The organism is Streptomyces calvus, from assembly GCF_006782915.1.
Taxonomy (GTDB): domain Bacteria; phylum Actinomycetota; class Actinomycetes; order Streptomycetales; family Streptomycetaceae; genus Streptomyces; species Streptomyces calvus.
Genome location: NZ_VCNP01000020.1, coordinates 80620 through 94996, shown reverse-complemented (window position 1 = coordinate 94996; position 14377 = coordinate 80620). Strand labels below are relative to the sequence as shown.

The 14377-nt window shown below is 70.1% G+C and carries 14 protein-coding genes and 6 tRNA genes; 16 read left to right on the top strand and 4 right to left on the bottom strand.

Annotation, left to right across the window (positions count from 1 at the left end; translation table 11 throughout):
* Positions 1-2197: sensor histidine kinase (locus FGW31_RS09525; RefSeq protein WP_142192944.1), on the bottom strand; the 2197-nt coding region annotated here is incomplete at its 3' end.
* Between the two features lie 605 nt (positions 2198-2802).
* On the opposite strand from FGW31_RS09525, the gene FGW31_RS09520 reads away from it, so the two are divergent.
* The 10 genes from FGW31_RS09520 to FGW31_RS09475 all read left to right on the top strand — a co-directional run bounded on the left by FGW31_RS09520 (position 2803) and on the right by FGW31_RS09475 (position 7010).
* A complete protein-coding gene (locus tag FGW31_RS09520) occupies positions 2803-2991 on the top strand; it encodes a hypothetical protein (RefSeq protein WP_142192943.1) in 189 nt (62 codons plus the stop codon).
* Between the two features lie 207 nt (positions 2992-3198).
* Positions 3199-3984 carry a fumarylacetoacetate hydrolase family protein gene (locus tag FGW31_RS09515; protein ID WP_142192942.1) on the top strand — a complete coding sequence of 262 codons (786 nt, stop codon included), beginning with the start codon at positions 3199-3201 and terminating at the stop codon, positions 3982-3984.
* Entirely contained in the window at positions 3977-5461 is a 1485-nt protein-coding gene (gltX, locus tag FGW31_RS09510; RefSeq protein ID WP_142192941.1) for a glutamate--tRNA ligase, read from the top strand. The genes FGW31_RS09515 and gltX overlap by 8 nt, the downstream gene beginning before the upstream one ends.
* Positions 5462-5541: 80 nt before the next feature.
* Complete coding sequence (locus tag FGW31_RS09505) at positions 5542-6273, top strand: HAD family hydrolase (protein WP_142192940.1); 732 nt, start codon at positions 5542-5544, stop codon at positions 6271-6273.
* A 91-nt stretch (positions 6274-6364) separates the two neighbouring features.
* Positions 6365-6436 (top strand) — tRNA-Gln (locus tag FGW31_RS09500).
* 40 nt (positions 6437-6476) lie between these two features.
* Positions 6477-6549: transfer RNA gene (locus FGW31_RS09495), tRNA-Glu, on the top strand.
* Between the two features lie 61 nt (positions 6550-6610).
* Positions 6611-6683: transfer RNA gene (locus FGW31_RS09490), tRNA-Glu, on the top strand.
* Between the two features lie 61 nt (positions 6684-6744).
* A tRNA-Gly gene (locus FGW31_RS09485) sits at positions 6745-6817 on the top strand.
* A 21-nt stretch (positions 6818-6838) separates the two neighbouring features.
* Positions 6839-6910: transfer RNA gene (locus FGW31_RS09480), tRNA-Gln, on the top strand.
* A 27-nt stretch (positions 6911-6937) separates the two neighbouring features.
* Positions 6938-7010: transfer RNA gene (locus tag FGW31_RS09475), tRNA-Glu, on the top strand.
* A 152-nt stretch (positions 7011-7162) separates the two neighbouring features.
* Here FGW31_RS09475 and ndgR read toward each other — a convergent pair.
* Positions 7163-7876: an IclR family transcriptional regulator NdgR gene (gene ndgR / locus FGW31_RS09470; RefSeq protein WP_006130487.1), complete on the bottom strand. Its 714-nt coding sequence runs from the start codon at positions 7874-7876 to the stop codon at positions 7163-7165.
* A 198-nt stretch (positions 7877-8074) separates the two neighbouring features.
* On the opposite strand from ndgR, the gene leuC reads away from it, so the two are divergent.
* The 4 genes from leuC (at position 8075) to FGW31_RS09450 (ending at position 11388) form a co-directional block, all read left to right on the top strand.
* Positions 8075-9505, top strand: coding sequence for a 3-isopropylmalate dehydratase large subunit (gene leuC / locus FGW31_RS09465; RefSeq protein ID WP_142192939.1), 1431 nt, complete (start codon positions 8075-8077; stop codon positions 9503-9505).
* A gap of 6 nt (positions 9506-9511) precedes the next feature.
* The gene (gene leuD, locus FGW31_RS09460) at positions 9512-10105 is read left to right on the top strand and encodes a 3-isopropylmalate dehydratase small subunit (RefSeq protein ID WP_142192938.1); all 594 of its coding nucleotides are present in this window, start codon (positions 9512-9514) and stop codon (positions 10103-10105) included.
* 275 nt (positions 10106-10380) lie between these two features.
* Positions 10381-10611 carry an SCO5555 family protein gene (locus FGW31_RS09455; protein ID WP_142192937.1) on the top strand — a complete coding sequence of 77 codons (231 nt, stop codon included), beginning with the start codon at positions 10381-10383 and terminating at the stop codon, positions 10609-10611.
* A gap of 135 nt (positions 10612-10746) precedes the next feature.
* Entirely contained in the window at positions 10747-11388 is a 642-nt protein-coding gene (locus FGW31_RS09450) for an HU family DNA-binding protein (RefSeq protein WP_142192936.1), read from the top strand.
* 91 nt (positions 11389-11479) lie between these two features.
* Here FGW31_RS09450 and FGW31_RS09445 read toward each other — a convergent pair whose 3' ends face one another.
* Positions 11480-11683, bottom strand: coding sequence for a hypothetical protein (locus tag FGW31_RS09445; RefSeq protein WP_073936452.1), 204 nt, complete (start codon positions 11681-11683; stop codon positions 11480-11482).
* A 9-nt stretch (positions 11684-11692) separates the two neighbouring features.
* Positions 11693-12334 (bottom strand): 2-phospho-L-lactate guanylyltransferase, encoded by a 642-nt coding sequence (gene cofC / locus FGW31_RS09440; protein WP_142192935.1) that lies wholly within the window; start codon positions 12332-12334, stop codon positions 11693-11695.
* Positions 12335-12508: 174 nt separating this feature from the next.
* Between cofC and FGW31_RS09435 the strand changes: the two genes are divergently transcribed.
* Together FGW31_RS09435 and FGW31_RS09430 are read left to right on the top strand one after the other, a co-directional pair.
* Positions 12509-13321: a lysophospholipid acyltransferase family protein gene (locus FGW31_RS09435; protein WP_142192934.1), complete on the top strand. Its 813-nt coding sequence runs from the start codon at positions 12509-12511 to the stop codon at positions 13319-13321.
* Positions 13318-14328 carry an NAD(P)H-dependent glycerol-3-phosphate dehydrogenase gene (locus FGW31_RS09430; RefSeq protein WP_142192933.1) on the top strand — a complete coding sequence of 337 codons (1011 nt, stop codon included), beginning with the start codon at positions 13318-13320 and terminating at the stop codon, positions 14326-14328. Before FGW31_RS09435 ends, FGW31_RS09430 begins: the two co-directional genes overlap by 4 nt.
* Positions 14329-14377: the final 49 nt, after the last annotated feature.

Sequence of the window (14377 nt, the reverse complement as noted above, 5' to 3'; positions counted from 1 at the left end):
GCGCGGCGGCCGGTCCGCCGCCGCCCTGGCCCGGCTGGCCCGGCTTGCCCTGCGGCTTCTTGCCGCCCTGGGCGACGTCCACGGGCAGCATGACCAGCGCGGTCGTGCCGCCGGAGTCGGACGGGCGGAGCTGGATGCGGATGCCGTGGCGCTGCGAGAGGCGGCCGACCACGAACAGGCCCATGCGGCGGGAGACGGAGACGTCCACGGTGGGCGGCGAGGCGAGCCGCTCGTTGATCGCCGCCAGGTCCTCCGGCGACAGACCGATACCGGTGTCGTGGATCTCGATCAGCACGCGCCCGTCGGGCAGTGCGTGACCGGTGACCTTGACCTTGGTCTGCGGGGAGGAGAACGAGGTCGCGTTCTCCAGCAGCTCGGCGAGCAGGTGCACGAGGTCGTTGACGACCCGGCCGGCGACCTCGGTGCTCGGCACCGACGCCAGCTCGATGCGCTCGTACTGCTCCACCTCGGAGGCGGCGGCACGCAGCACGTCGACCAGCGGGACCGGGCGGGTCCACCGGCGGCCCGGCTCCTCGCCCGCGAGGACCAGCAGGTTCTCACCGTTACGGCGCATGCGCGTGGCCAGGTGGTCCAGCTTGAACAGCGAGGACAGCTGGTCCGGGTCGGCCTCGCGGGACTCCAGCTCCGAGATCAGCGACAGCTGGCGCTGGATCAGACCCTGGGAGCGGCGCGAGAGGTTGGTGAACATCGCATTGACGTTGCCCCGCAGCAGGGCCTGCTCGGCGGCGAGGCGGACCGCCTCGCGGTGCACGTCGTCGAAGGCCGCGGCCACGCGGCCGATCTCGTCCCGGGAGTGCACACCGACCGACTCCACGGACGTGTCGACGTCCTGCGGGTCGGACTCGGACAGCTGCTTGACCAGGTCGGGCAGGCGGTCCTGGGCGACCCTGGTCGCGGTCTCCTCCAGCCGGCGCAGCGAGCGGATCATGGAGCGGGCCACGACGAAGGCGCCGACCAGCGAGACGCCGAGCACCAGCAGGATCAGCGCACCGGAGATGATCGCGTCGCGCTCGGTGGCGCTGCGCAGCTCACGGGCCTTCTGTTCCATCTCCTCGAGCAGCGTCAGCTCGATGTTCTTCATCTGCTGGATCTTGGTGGAGCTGTCGTCCAGCCAGTCGCGGTAGGACCGCTTGCCGACCGACCTGAGACCGAACTCCGAGGCCAGCGCACGCCCGGCGTACTCGTCGGTGGCCTTGATGGTGGTGTTGCCGTCCTCGATCGGCAGCAGCAGCTCGGTGGCGTCGACGTCGCCGTAGATGCTCTTGAAGCTGCGGATCTCGGACTTCTGGCTGGCCAGCGCGGACTCGGCGTAGAGCCGGTCGTTCTCGGAGAGCTGGCCGGTGGTGGTGTTGCTGGCAGGCAGCGCCGCGGCGAGGACCGCGCGCTGGATCGACGCGTACTCCTTGGCGGAGGAGAAGGACGCCAGGGCACGGGTGCGCTGGATCATGTCCGGGTTGCTGGTCGCCTCGGCCATGTCCTGCGAGAGGTCGATCAGGTTCTCGATCAGGCGGTGGTAGCCCTCGACGGTCTGCGTGGAGTTCCGCTCCGACGCGAAGGCCGTGTTGCGGATCTTGGCGAGGTCGCCCAGGTCGCCGGCGAGCTGCACCAGGTTGTCGCGGACGCCCTTGAGGTTGCCGTCCTTGCTCGCGGCGTCGATCTCCTCGGAGCTGTCGAGGAAGTTCGCCATCGCGCGGTCGGTCTTGTCGCGGTAGCCCTTGACCGAGAAGTCGGTGGCCTTGCCGCCGTGCGCCAGCGGGCCCGCCGACTGGTCGCGCTCCTCCTGGAGCGCGGCCGCCAGTTCGGTGGCCTCCTTGGTGATGTCCGTCAGCAGCTTCATGTTGTCGAGCTGCTGGATGTCGTCCATCGACTGGTTGATACGCAGGGCACCCAGCGAGGTGGCCGCGACCACGGGGAGGGCGAGCAGGGACACCAGACGGGTGGAGATACGCCAGTTGCGCAGCGCTATTCGCGGTCCCGGGCCGGTCGGGCCCTTCGGGGCGGCCGGTGCCGGACTCGGGGCGGACGCGCCCGCACCCGGGCGTTCGCCGCCGTTGCCGGGAGCGCTCGGACCCTGGTTCTGGGCGTGCTGGGGCGAGGAGCTGACGGCCCTGGGGCCATTCCCGCCGTGCTCCGGCTCCGCCGAAGCGCTGCCATCCCTCTTGAAACGTCCCTGCACTAGCGTCGCAACCTCTGGACCAGGCGCCTCTCCGCGTGAACGGTGAGGCACGGTGTCGGCGTCTTGGGGGCGCCCTGAATACGTCCCCGGGTGGTCGTGAGTGACCGGCGCTGGTTCCCCCTTCTCGCCCGCCACTCGGCGCGTCGGTGCGCCGCCCGTGCGCCGGCTCGATCCTGCGGCGGTCCGTGGAATTCCAGCACAGTGCCGGATCTCCAACAAGGCCCATGGGCGTACGCGTGAGATACGTGACAGGACGTGAGTGACGAATCACCGGTGGTGCAAAGTGATACGGGGCAAAGCGGACGTATGCCTGCGATCCGGCCGGGGTGGGCAGGTGTCCCAGTCGCGATGATCAGGAGCGGAATGAGGGCTTCAGGTCGTGAATGTCCGATTCCACCGACCGGTGGGTCGGTTCGGATTGGTCGATTTGTCCCTCAAGTCGTGAGCAAACTCACACGGTGATCACGGCCTTCGCGTGCCGTCGGCCGGGAATTGCATGTTTAGCCTGACGCTTTACAGGGATGGCAAAACCGACAACCCGCGCCCGCCCCGGGGTCCTTGACCCCCTCCAGGGCGCCCGCGACAAGGACAGGGTCAAGTAAACAGTGAAGACGACGACGATGTTCCACAAGATCGCCAACCCGCGGCGCACCACGCTGGCACACCTCGACGACGCCGGGGAACTCCAGACGCCGGTCCAGCAGGAGCACCCCGTCGAACTGCCGACTCAGACCGCCAACCCCAAGCGCACCGTCCTCATGGAACTCCCGGCCGCGGCGGGTGCCGCGCAGTAGCACCGGTCCATACGCGCGCCGGCCGCGAAACGCTCAACGCCGCCGCACCCGCCCGACGCGCACGCACGAGGGGCGCCCCACGGTCTTCGCGGGGCGCCCCTCGTACGTCCGTGCCGACCCCCTGGTGATGCGCGGGGCGGGGACCGGCTTCCGCGTTAGCCTGGAGCGTCAGACTCCAGCCGCTCAAGTCAAGGGGACCAGCATCCCGTGCGCATCGCCAGATTCTCCATCGACGGGAACGTCGCCTTCGGCGCGGTCGAGGGCGACCGGCAGGACGAGCTCGTCCTCGACATCATCAAGGGCATCCCGTTCGCGGACTTCGAGCTCTCCGGCACCAAGGTCCCGGTGAGCAAGGTCAGGCTGCTGCCCCCGGTGCTCCCCAACAAGGTCGTGGCCTTCGGCCGCAACTACGCCGAACACGCCAGGGAACTCGGCAACGAGGTGCCCGACGCCCCGTTCGCCTTCTTCAAGCCGTCCACCTCCGTCATCGGCCCCGGCGACGAGATCCAGTACCCCTCCTTCTCCCAGGAGGTGCACCACGAGGCCGAGCTCGCCGTGGTGATCGGCCGCATGTGCCGCGAGGTCCCGCGCGAGCGCGTCAAGGACGTGATCTTCGGCTACACCTGCGCGAACGACATCACCGCGCGCGACGTCCAGAAGCGCGAGAAGCAGTGGGCGCGGGCCAAGGGCTTCGACACCTCCTGCCCGCTCGGCCCCTGGGTGGAGACGGACCTGGACCTCACCGCCGCGAGCGACCTCACCGTCCAGCTCACGGTCAACGGCGCCCAGCGCCAGCTCGGCCGCACCAGCGAGATGATCCACTCCATCGAGGACCTGGTCGTCAACATCTCCGAGGCCATGACGCTGCTGCCCGGCGACGTCATCCTCACGGGCACCCCGGCTGGGGTCGGCCCCCTCAACGTCGGCGACGAAGTCGCCGTCACCATCGAAGGCATCGGCACTCTCACCAACAAGGTTGTCAAGCGTGGCTAGCGCACCCGGCTCCCCAGTACGCGTCCGTTTCTGCCCGTCCCCGACCGGTAACCCCCACGTGGGCCTGGTCCGCACCGCCCTGTTCAACTGGGCGTTCGCCAAGCACCACCAGGGCACCCTGGTCTTCCGCATCGAGGACACCGACGCGGCCCGCGACTCGGAGGAGTCGTACGAGCAGCTGCTCGACGCGATGCGCTGGCTCGGCTTCGACTGGGACGAGGGCCCCGAGGTCGGCGGCCCGCACGCGCCGTACCGCCAGTCGCAGCGCATGGACCTCTACCGGGACGTCGCGCGCAAGCTCCTCGACGCCGGCCACGCCTACCACTGCTACTGCTCCCAGGAGGAGCTGGACGTCCGCCGCGAGGCCGCCCGCGCCGCCGGCCGGCCCTCCGGCTACGACGGCCACTGCCGCGACCTGAGCGAGGCGCAGGTCGAGGAGTACAAGGCCCAGGGCCGTGAGCCGATCGTCCGCTTCCGCATGCCGGACGAGACGATCACCTTCACCGACCTGGTCCGCGGCGAGCTGACCTTCACCCCGGAGAACGTCCCGGACTACGGCATCGTCCGCGCCAACGGCGCCCCGCTGTACACGCTGGTCAACCCGGTCGACGACGCCCTGATGGAGATCACCCACGTCCTGCGCGGCGAGGACCTGCTCTCCTCCACCCCGCGCCAGATCGCCCTGTACAAGGCGCTGATCGAGCTGGGCCTGGCCAAGGAGATCCCGGCCTTCGGCCACCTGCCGTACGTGATGGGCGAGGGCAACAAGAAGCTCTCCAAGCGCGACCCGCAGTCCTCGCTCAACCTCTACCGCGAGCGCGGCTTCCTGCCCGAGGGCCTGCTCAACTACCTCTCCCTGCTCGGCTGGTCCCTCTCCGCCGACCAGGACGTCTTCTCGGTCGAGGAGATGGTCGCGGCCTTCGACGTCACCGACGTGCAGCCCAACCCGGCCCGCTTCGACCTGAAGAAGTGCGAGGCGATCAACGCCGACCACATCCGGATGCTCGACGCGAAGGACTTCGCCGAGCGCTGCGCGCCCTGGCTGAGGGCCCCCTTCGCGCCCTGGGCGCCGGAGGACTTCGACGAGGCCAAGTGGCAGGCCGTCGCCCCGCACGCGCAGACCCGCCTGAAGGTCCTCTCCGAGATCACCGACAACGTCGACTTCCTGTTCCTGCCGGAGCCGGTCTTCGACGAGGCGTCCTGGAACAAGGCGATGAAGGAGGGCTCCGACGCCCTGCTGCGCACCGCCCGCGAGAACCTGGACGCCGCGGACTGGACGTCCGCCGAGGCGCTGAAGGAGGCCGTCCTGGCCGCCGGCGAGGCCCACGGCCTCAAGCTCGGCAAGGCGCAGGCCCCGGTGCGCGTCGCCGTCACCGGCCGCACCGTCGGCCTGCCGCTCTTCGAGTCCCTGGAGGTCCTGGGCAAGGAGAAGACGCTGGCCAGGATCGACGCGGCCCTGGCGAAGCTCGCCGGCTGAACCGCCGGCCTTTCGAGGGGCGGTGCCCGGAAACATCGTTCCGGCACCGCCCCTTCACCGTTTCCGGGTACGGTCGGGGCATGGCGATCCGAGCCGTCGTATGGGACGTGGACGACACGCTGTTCGACTACACCACCGCCGACCGCGAGGGCATGCGGGCCCATCTGCTGGCCGAGGGCCTGCTCGCCCGGCACTCCTCCGTGGAGGAGGCGCTGGCGCGCTGGCGGGAGATCACCGATCTGCAGTGGGCGCGGTTCGCCGCGGGCGAGGTGGACTTCGAGACCCAGCGGCGCGACCGCACCCGGGTCTTCCTGGACCGCGAACTGACCGACGCCGAGGCCGACGACTGGTTCCGGCGGTACGTCACGCACTACGAGTCCGCCTGGAGCCTCTTCCCGGACGTGCTGCCCGTCCTCGACGCCCTCGCCACCAGCCACCGCCACGCGGTGCTCTCCAACTCCAGCCTCCACGTCCAGGACCGCAAGCTGCGCGTCCTCGGCGTGCACGACCGCTTCGAGGCCATCCTGTGCGCCGCCGAACTGGGCGTCTCCAAGCCCGAGCCGCGCGCCTTCCTCGCCGCCTGCGAAGCCCTGGCGCTGCCGCCGGACCAGGTGGCGTACGTCGGCGACCACCCGGAGATCGACGGCCGGGGCGCCGCGGAGGCCGGGCTGCTGTCGGTGTGGATCGACCGCGGCGGTGCGTACGCGGCCGTCGAGCCGCCCGTGGGGCCGCGCCGCATCGCCTCCCTCGCCGAACTCCCCTCGCTGCTGCGCGCCGATACTCGTTTTGGAGCCCCGTCCACCTTCGGGTAATGTTCTTCCTGCGCCGCGGGGAGCGGGCCGGAAGGCCGGAACCCCGAAGCGCAGAACTAGAACAAGAACCCCTCAGGGGCTTGCGTTCCAGTGGCCTATGGTGTAATTGGCAGCACGACTGATTCTGGTTCAGTTAGTCTTGGTTCGAGTCCAGGTAGGCCAGCTCGCAGAGCTCATCTGCAACCGCGGATCTCATCCGCAAAGCCCCCGTTGTGTAGCGGCCTAGCACGCTGCCCTCTCAAGGCAGTAGCGCCGGTTCGAATCCGGTCGGGGGTACAGATCCTTCCCGCGAGGGCAGCAGGGTAGCTCCCACTGTTCTCGATGCAGGATCGCTAGGGCCCCCGTTGTGTAGCGGCCTAGCACGCCGCCCTCTCAAGGCGGTAGCGCCGGGTCGAATCCGGTCGGGGGTACAGATCCTTCCCGCGAGGGCAGCAGGGTAGCTCCCACGGTTCTCGATGCAGGATCGCTGGGGCCCCCGTTGTGTGGCGGCCTAGCACGCCGCCCTCCCAAGGCGGTAGCGCCGGTTCGAATCCGGTCGGGGGTACTGACTGGTCTAAACCATCATTGGTCTATGGTGTAATTGGCAGCACGACTGATTCTGGTTCAGTTAGTCTTGGTTCGAGTCCAGGTAGACCAGCAGGATCTGCGGAAACGCATGATCCACGCCCCCGTTGTGTAGCGGCCTAGCACGCCGCCCTCTCAAGGCGGTAGCGCCGGTTCGAATCCGGTCGGGGGTACACGGTGAAAGCCCTCCACTTCGGTGGAGGGCTTTCGGCGTTCCGTGGCCGGTCCGTGACACGACGCGTCCGGGGTGCGTCCGGGGCGCCGAGGGCGGGCCTGCCGCGGCGTTGAGGCGGGCCCGATCCCACGGGACGTACGGCAGAGGTGATCAGGAGCGGCGCAGCGCCTCGGAGAGACGTGCCGCGGCGTCGATGACGGCCTGGGCGTGCATGCGGCCCGGGTGGCGGGTCAGACGCTCGATCGGGCCGGAGACCGACACGGCGGCCACCACCCGGTTCGAGGGACCGCGCACCGGCGCCGAGACGGACGCCACGCCCGGCTCGCGCTCGCCGATCGACTGGGCCCAGCCGCGACGCCGTACGCCCGACAGGGCCGTCGCCGTGAAACGGGCGCCCTGCAGGCCCCGGTGCAGCCGCTCCGGCTCCTCCCAGGCCATCAGGATCTGCGCCGAGGAGCCCGCCTTCATCGTCAGCGTGGAGCCCACCGGCACCGTGTCCCTCAGGCCCGACAGACGCTCCGCCGCGGCGACACAGATCCGCATGTCGCCCTGCCGGCGGTAGAGCTGCGCGCTCTCCCCGGTGACGTCCCGGAGGTGGGTGAGCACCGGGCCCGCCGTGGCGAGCAGACGGTCCTCGCCCGCCGCCGCGGCCAGCTCCGCCAGCCGCGGGCCGAGAATGAAACGGCCCTGCATGTCACGCGCCACCATGCGGTGGTGCTCCAGCGCCACGGCCAGGCGGTGGGCCGTGGGTCGTGCCAGTCCGGTCGCCCCGACCAAGCCCGCGAGGGTGGCCGGACCGGACTCCAGAGCGCTCAGGACGAGGGCCGCCTTGTCCAGAACGCCGACGCCGCTACTGTTGTCCATGCAACGATACTTGCGTCTCACTCTGTGAAACGCAAGTTCAATTTTCCGTGGAACCCGCCACTCTGGAAGCACGGAAGCAATGAGGCCCGTGGACCACCGGGCCCGGCGGCGGAACGCCCGGGATCAAGGGGTGCGGGCGCCGTCCTCACAGATCTCTAGTTGGGCCGGAGCCGTTTCGTACCGGCCGAAGGGAAAGCGATGGGTAGGACACTCGCGGAGAAGGTCTGGGACGACCACGTCGTCCGGCGCGCCGAGGGCGAGCCCGACCTCCTCTTCATCGATCTGCACCTGCTGCACGAGGTGACCAGCCCGCAGGCCTTCGACGGCCTCCGCAAGAGCGGCCGCACCGTGCGCCGCCTCGACCTCACCATCGCGACCGAGGACCACAACACCCCCCCCCTCGACATCGACAAGCCCATCGCCGACCCGGTCTCCCGGGTCCAGCTGGAGACGCTGCGCAAGAACTGCGCCGAGTTCGGCGTCCGGCTGCACCCGCTGGGCGACGTCGAGCAGGGCGTCGTGCACGTCGTCGGCCCGCAGCTGGGCCTCACCCAGCCCGGCATGACGGTGGTCTGCGGCGACTCCCACACCTCCACGCACGGCGCCTTCGGCGGCCTGGCCTTCGGCATCGGCACCTCCCAGGTCGAGCACGTGCTGGCCACGCAGACGCTGCCCATGGCCCGCCCGAAGACCATGGCGATCACCGTCGACGGCGAACTGCCCGAGGGTGTCACGGCCAAGGACCTGATCCTGGCGATCATCGCGAGGATCGGCACCGGCGGCGGCCAGGGCTACGTCCTGGAGTACCGCGGCTCCGCCATCGAGAAGCTCTCGATGGAGGCCCGGATGACCATCTGCAACATGTCGATCGAGGCCGGCGCCCGCGCGGGCATGATCGCCCCCGACGAGACCACCTTCGCCTACCTCAAGGGCCGGCCGCACGCCCCGCAGGGCGAGGACTGGGACGCGGCCGTCGCCTACTGGAAGACGCTCAGGACCGACGACGACGCCCAGTTCGACGCCGAGGTCGTCATCGACGCCGCCGAACTGTCGCCGTTCGTCACCTGGGGCACCAACCCCGGCCAGGGCGCTCCGCTTTCGGCGTCCGTCCCCGACCCCGCTTCGTACGAAGACGCCTCGGAGCGGCTCGCCGCCGAAAAGGCCCTGGAATACATGGGGTTGGAGGCCGGACAGGCGCTGCGCTCCATCGACGTCGACACCGTCTTCGTAGGTTCCTGCACCAACGGCCGCATCGAGGACCTGCGCGCCGCCGCGGACGTCATCAAGGGCCGCAAAGTCGCCGACGGCGTACGGATGCTGGTCGTCCCGGGCTCGGCGCGGGTGGGCTTGCAGGCCGTCTCCGAGGGCCTGGACGTGGTCTTCAAGGAGGCGGGTGCCGAGTGGCGGCACGCCGGCTGCTCGATGTGCCTGGGCATGAACCCCGACCAGCTCGCCCCCGGTGAGCGCTCCGCCTCCACCTCCAACCGCAACTTCGAGGGCCGACAGGGCAAGGGCGGCCGCACCCACCTGGTGTCCCCGCAGGTCGCCGCCGCCACCGCGGTCCTCGGACACCTCGCCTCCCCGGCCGACCTCGCCGACGCCGACGCCCGTACGCCCGCTGGAGTCTGATCAGTCATGGAAGCATTCACCACCCACACCGGCCGGGCCGTCCCGCTGCGCCGCAGCAACGTCGACACCGACCAGATCATCCCCGCCCACTGGCTCAAGAAGGTCACGCGGGACGGGTTCGAGGACGGGCTGTTCGAGGCCTGGCGCAAGGACCCGGAGTTCGTGCTCAACCGCCCCGAGCGCGAGGGCGCCACGGTGCTGGTCGCCGGCCCCGACTTCGGCACCGGCTCCTCCCGCGAGCACGCCGTCTGGGCGCTGCAGAACTACGGCTTCAAGGCCGTCATCTCCTCGCGCTTCGCGGACATCTTCCGCGGCAACTCGCTCAAGAACGGCCTGCTCACGGTGGTTCTGGAGCAGAAGATCGTGGATGCGCTGTGGGAGCTCACGGAGAAGGACGCGACTGCCGAGGTCACTGTGGACCTCGAGGCGCGTGAGGTGCGGGCCGCGGGCATCACCGCCTCCTTCGAGCTGGACGAGAACTCCCGCTGGCGGCTGCTGAACGGCCTCGACGACATCTCCATCACGCTGCAGAACGAGGCGGACATCGCCGCGTACGAGGCGAAGCGCCCGTCGTTCAAGCCGAGGACGCTCACGGCCTGACCCGGCCGCGGCCGAAGTCCACCCGCGAGGTCGACTTTCGGCCACCGCACACTCCTCCCGTACCCCCGATCGGCCCGATCGGGGGTACGGCCGTTTCTGCACCCGTTCGGCCCCGCGCGCCCTCTTGAGTGCCATCAACTGGCCACGTTATGAAGGTGGTTGCCGGGGTACACGTGTCACGTACTCGTGCTCCTCGGCGGTGCACGGACGGCCGTCCGAGGCGGCAGTTGCCCCCTGGGCAGGCGACAACTCGCCCCAGATGGCACAATCTGTGCATGGAACACGACGGCCAACTCGAGCTCTATGCGGCAGTCGCGGTCCAGCTGAAACAAGCGCATGCAAAGGTGCGCGCACTGCAAGTCCCGGAGGGCGTACGGATGGCGCTGACCCGGAAGCTGCTGGTCATTACGGCCGCGGCCAAGCACGATCTCGCCGACGCGGCAAGGCGTCTGGAGCGGTTCACCGCGGACCTCGACGAGGGTCGATTCCCCGAAGAGGAACGCTGAACCAGTCGGGCAGTCGAGTCCGTTGCGGCACAAGGGTGATTAGCCCGTTTCGTGTTTGATTTGCGGTATATATCTGCCTAACGTGCGAAAAAGCTTGAACACTTTCGTTCTGGCGATGTCTCCGAAGGGGAAGACGTGAACAAGGCGCAGCTCGTAGAAGCGATTGCCGACAAGGTGGGCGGCCGCCAGCAGGCGGCCGAGGCCGTCGACCACGTACTGGACGCCATCGTCCGCGCGGTCGTCGCGGGTGAGCGGGTCTCGGTCACCGGCTTCGGTTCGTTCGAGAAGGTCGACCGCCCGGCCCGCTACGCCCGCAACCCCCAGACGGGCGAGCGGGTTCGGGTCAAGAAGACCTCCGTTCCGCGCTTCCGCGCGGGCCAGGGCTTCAAGGACCTGGTCAGCGGCTCGAAGAAGCTGCCGCGCGGCGGTGAGGTCTCGGTCAAGAAGGCGCCCAAGGGCAGCCTGACCGGCGGCGCTTCGGCGACGGTGAAGAAGGCCGCCGCGAAGAAGACGACGGCGAAGAAGGCCGCCACCGCGAAGAAGACGACCGCCAAGAAGGCCACTCCGGCGAAGAAGGCCACCACCAAGACCACGGCGGCCAAGAAGACCACGGCCAAGAAGGCGCCCGCGAAGACCACGGCGACGAAGACCACCGCCGCGAAGAAGACGACCGCCAAGAAGGCCCCGGCGAAGAAGGCGACGGCCAAGAAGGCGCCCGCGAAGAAGTCGACCGCACGCAAGACCACCGCCAAGAAGACCACCGCCCGCAAGAAGTAGCCCACGGGCAAGCGGTTCTCACGCGCCGGGCCGGACTCCGATCGGAGTCCGGCCCGCGGTGTGTGCGGGGCCGGCGCCCACCGGTCGCGGGTCAGAACGTCTGCAGCGTCACCAGGGTGATCCGCCGGGCCTCGCCCTCTCCCTCGGTCTCGATGCGCACCCGCTGGCCGGGACGCAGCAGCAGCAGACCACCCGCGTCGAACGCCGGCGCGTCGAAGGGCACCGGGGTGCCGTCGTCCAGGAGCACCTGGCCGCTGCGGCTGTCGGGGTCGTACGTGTACGCGGTGGCCTGCATGTCGGCAGCCTACTGCTCGATCGTGAGGAGCCGCGCGGCGACCGCGGCCGTGTGGGGGCCCACCCCGAGCGCGAGCGCCGCCCGCAGGTCCTCGCCGGTGTCCACGTCCCGGCGTACGGAATCCACCGGGTCCGGGTGCAGTTCCACGGCGCCGGAGGCCAGGTGCCCGGCCCGGGAGCCGGGGCCGAAGCGGGGGCGCAGGCCCTGTCCTCGGTGCGCGGCCAGCAATGTCGTGCCGAGCGCGGCCGCGTCCGCGAGGAAGGAACGCGGGAATTGCGCCGCCGCGTCGAGGACACGGGCCAGTTCGCGCGGGCGAAGCGCCGGCAGATCGGCGTTGAGGGCGGCCACGCCCGCCGGGGCCGGGGACGAGGCGTGTGCCGCCGCAGCGCCGTGCGCGAGAGCCGCGTTCAGGCCGGCACGCGGCGCGTCGGGGACGACACCGGCGCCCAGCGCGGCCAGTTCGCGGGCGGCGAGGGCGTCGTTCGTGATCACCACCACATCCCGGACCGCCGGGCACCGCAGCGCGGCCGCCACCGTGTCCTGGGCGAACGCGAGCGCGAGACCCGGGCGCAGGCCGTCGTCCGCGGTGTCCGAGAGCCTGCTCTTGGCCTGGGCCAGCGGCTTCAGGGGCACCACCAAGGTCCACTGCACGAGTGTTACGTCCCTCTCTTGTCGCGGCCATTGTCACCCGGCGCACCGGGTGACGAGGGGGCCGGGGCGTACGGTGTTCTCGACAGACCGGCGGCCCGGGGCGACACTTGTGCGGCCCGCCTGGCCTCCGGGTCCAGGCCCTGGGCCTGTCATTCGGAAGAGGAAGGTGTACTCGTGCCGCGCCGCAGAATCGGCTTCTGGTACCGCTTCGCCGCGGTGATCTGCAAACCGCCGCTGGTGGTTCTCCTCAAGCGGGACTGGCGCGGAATGGAGAACATTCCGGCCGAGGGTGGATTTATCACCGCGGTGAACCACAATTCGCACATCGATCCCTTCGCCTACGCGCACTTTCAGTACAACACCGGACGCGTTCCGCGATTCCTGGCGAAGAGCGGGCTTTTCAACAAGGGCTTCATCGGCGCCGCGATGCGCGGCACCGGGCAGATCCCCGTCTACCGCGAGAGCACGGACGCACTCAGCGCCTTCCGCGCCGCGATCGACGCCGTGGAGCGCGGCGAATGCGTCGCCTTCTACCCCGAGGGCACCCTCACCCGCGACCCCGACGGCTGGCCCATGACCGGCAAGACCGGCGCCGCCCGCGTCGCCCTGCAGACCAGGTGCCCCGTGATCCCGGTCGCCCAGTGGGGCGCCAACGAGCTGCTGCCGCCGTACGCCAAGAAGCCCAGCCTGCTGCCGCGCAAGACCCACCACGTGCTGGCCGGCCCGCCGGTGGACCTGGACCGCTTCTACGACCGGGAGATGACCCCGGAGCTGCTCAAGGAGGCGACCGAGACGATCATGGCGGCCGTCACCCGCCAGCTGGAGCTGATCCGCGGCGAGAAGGCCCCGGAGACGCCGTACGACCCGCGTCAGGAGCGGATCGAGCAGCGGCGCAGGACGCACGCGCAGCGGCGGCAGGACCGATCGCGGCAGGAACGGGCGCGGGGCGGCAGGCCCACCGCGCGGGAAGAGGGGCTGGGTACGTGAGCAAGCCGGTCAAGGCGGCGGTCTTCGGCACCGGATCGTGGGGCACGGCCTTCGGCATGGTGCTCGCCGACGCGGGCTGTGACGTCGTGCTGTGGGGACGGCGCCCCGAAGTCGCCGAAGCGGTCAACTCCACCCGCACCAACCCCGGCTACCTGCCCGGTGTCGTCCTGCCGAAGAACCTGCGGGCCACCGCGGACGCCGCCGAGGCCGCCCGGGACGCCGACTTCACCGTCCTCGCCGTCCCCTCGCAGACGTTGCGCGGCAACCTCGCCGACTGGGCGCCGCTGCTCGCGCCCGGCACGGTCCTGGTGTCGCTGATGAAGGGCGTCGAACTCGGCTCGGCCATGCGGATGAGCGAGGTCGTCGAGGACGTCGCCAAGGTCGGCCCCGACCGCATCGCGGTGGTCACCGGGCCCAACCTGGCCCGTGAGATCGCCGCGCGCATGCCCGCCGCCGCCGTGGTGGCCTGCACCGACGAGTCCGTCGCCCAGCGGCTCCAGGCCGCCTGCCACACGCCGTACTTCCGCCCGTACACCAACACCGACGTCGTCGGCTGCGAACTGGGCGGCGCCGTGAAGAACGTCATCGGTCTGGCCGTCGGCATCGCGGACGGCATGGGCCTCGGCGACAACGCCAAGGGTTCGCTCATCACCCGCGGCCTCGCCGAGACCACCCGGCTCGGCGTCGCTCTCGGCGCGGACCCGCTGACCTTCTCCGGCCTCGCGGGACTGGGCGACCTGGTGGCCACCTGCTCCTCGCCGCTGTCGCGCAACCACACCTTCGGCACCAACCTCGGCAAGGGCATGACCCTGGAGGAGACCATCGCGGTCACCGAGCAGACCGCCGAGGGCGTCAAGTCCTGTGAGTCGGTGCTGGATCTGGCCCGGCGGCACGGCGTCGACATGCCGATCACCGAGACGGTCGTCGCCATCGTGCACGAGGGCAAGTCCCCGGTGGTGGCGGTGAAGGAGCTGATGTCGCGCAGCGCGAAGCCGGAACGACGCTGAGCGACGGCCCCCTCCATACGGCCCACGCGTGGCGTTGCGGGCGCTGTCT

Excerpts from the sequence above, each read along its gene's own strand:
- FGW31_RS09505 (WP_142192940.1), top strand. The coding sequence starts at position 5,542 with ATGGCGATCCGAGCCGTCGTATGGGACGTGGACGACACGCTGTTCGAC.
- ndgR (WP_006130487.1), bottom strand. The coding sequence starts at position 7,876 with ATGGACAACAGTAGCGGCGTCGGCGTTCTGGACAAGGCGGCCCTCGTC.
- leuC (WP_142192939.1), top strand. The coding sequence starts at position 8,075 with ATGGGTAGGACACTCGCGGAGAAGGTCTGGGACGACCACGTCGTCCGG.
- leuD (WP_142192938.1), top strand. The coding sequence starts at position 9,512 with ATGGAAGCATTCACCACCCACACCGGCCGGGCCGTCCCGCTGCGCCGC.
- FGW31_RS09455 (WP_142192937.1), top strand. The coding sequence starts at position 10,381 with ATGGAACACGACGGCCAACTCGAGCTCTATGCGGCAGTCGCGGTCCAG.
- FGW31_RS09445 (WP_073936452.1), bottom strand. The coding sequence starts at position 11,683 with ATGCAGGCCACCGCGTACACGTACGACCCCGACAGCCGCAGCGGCCAG.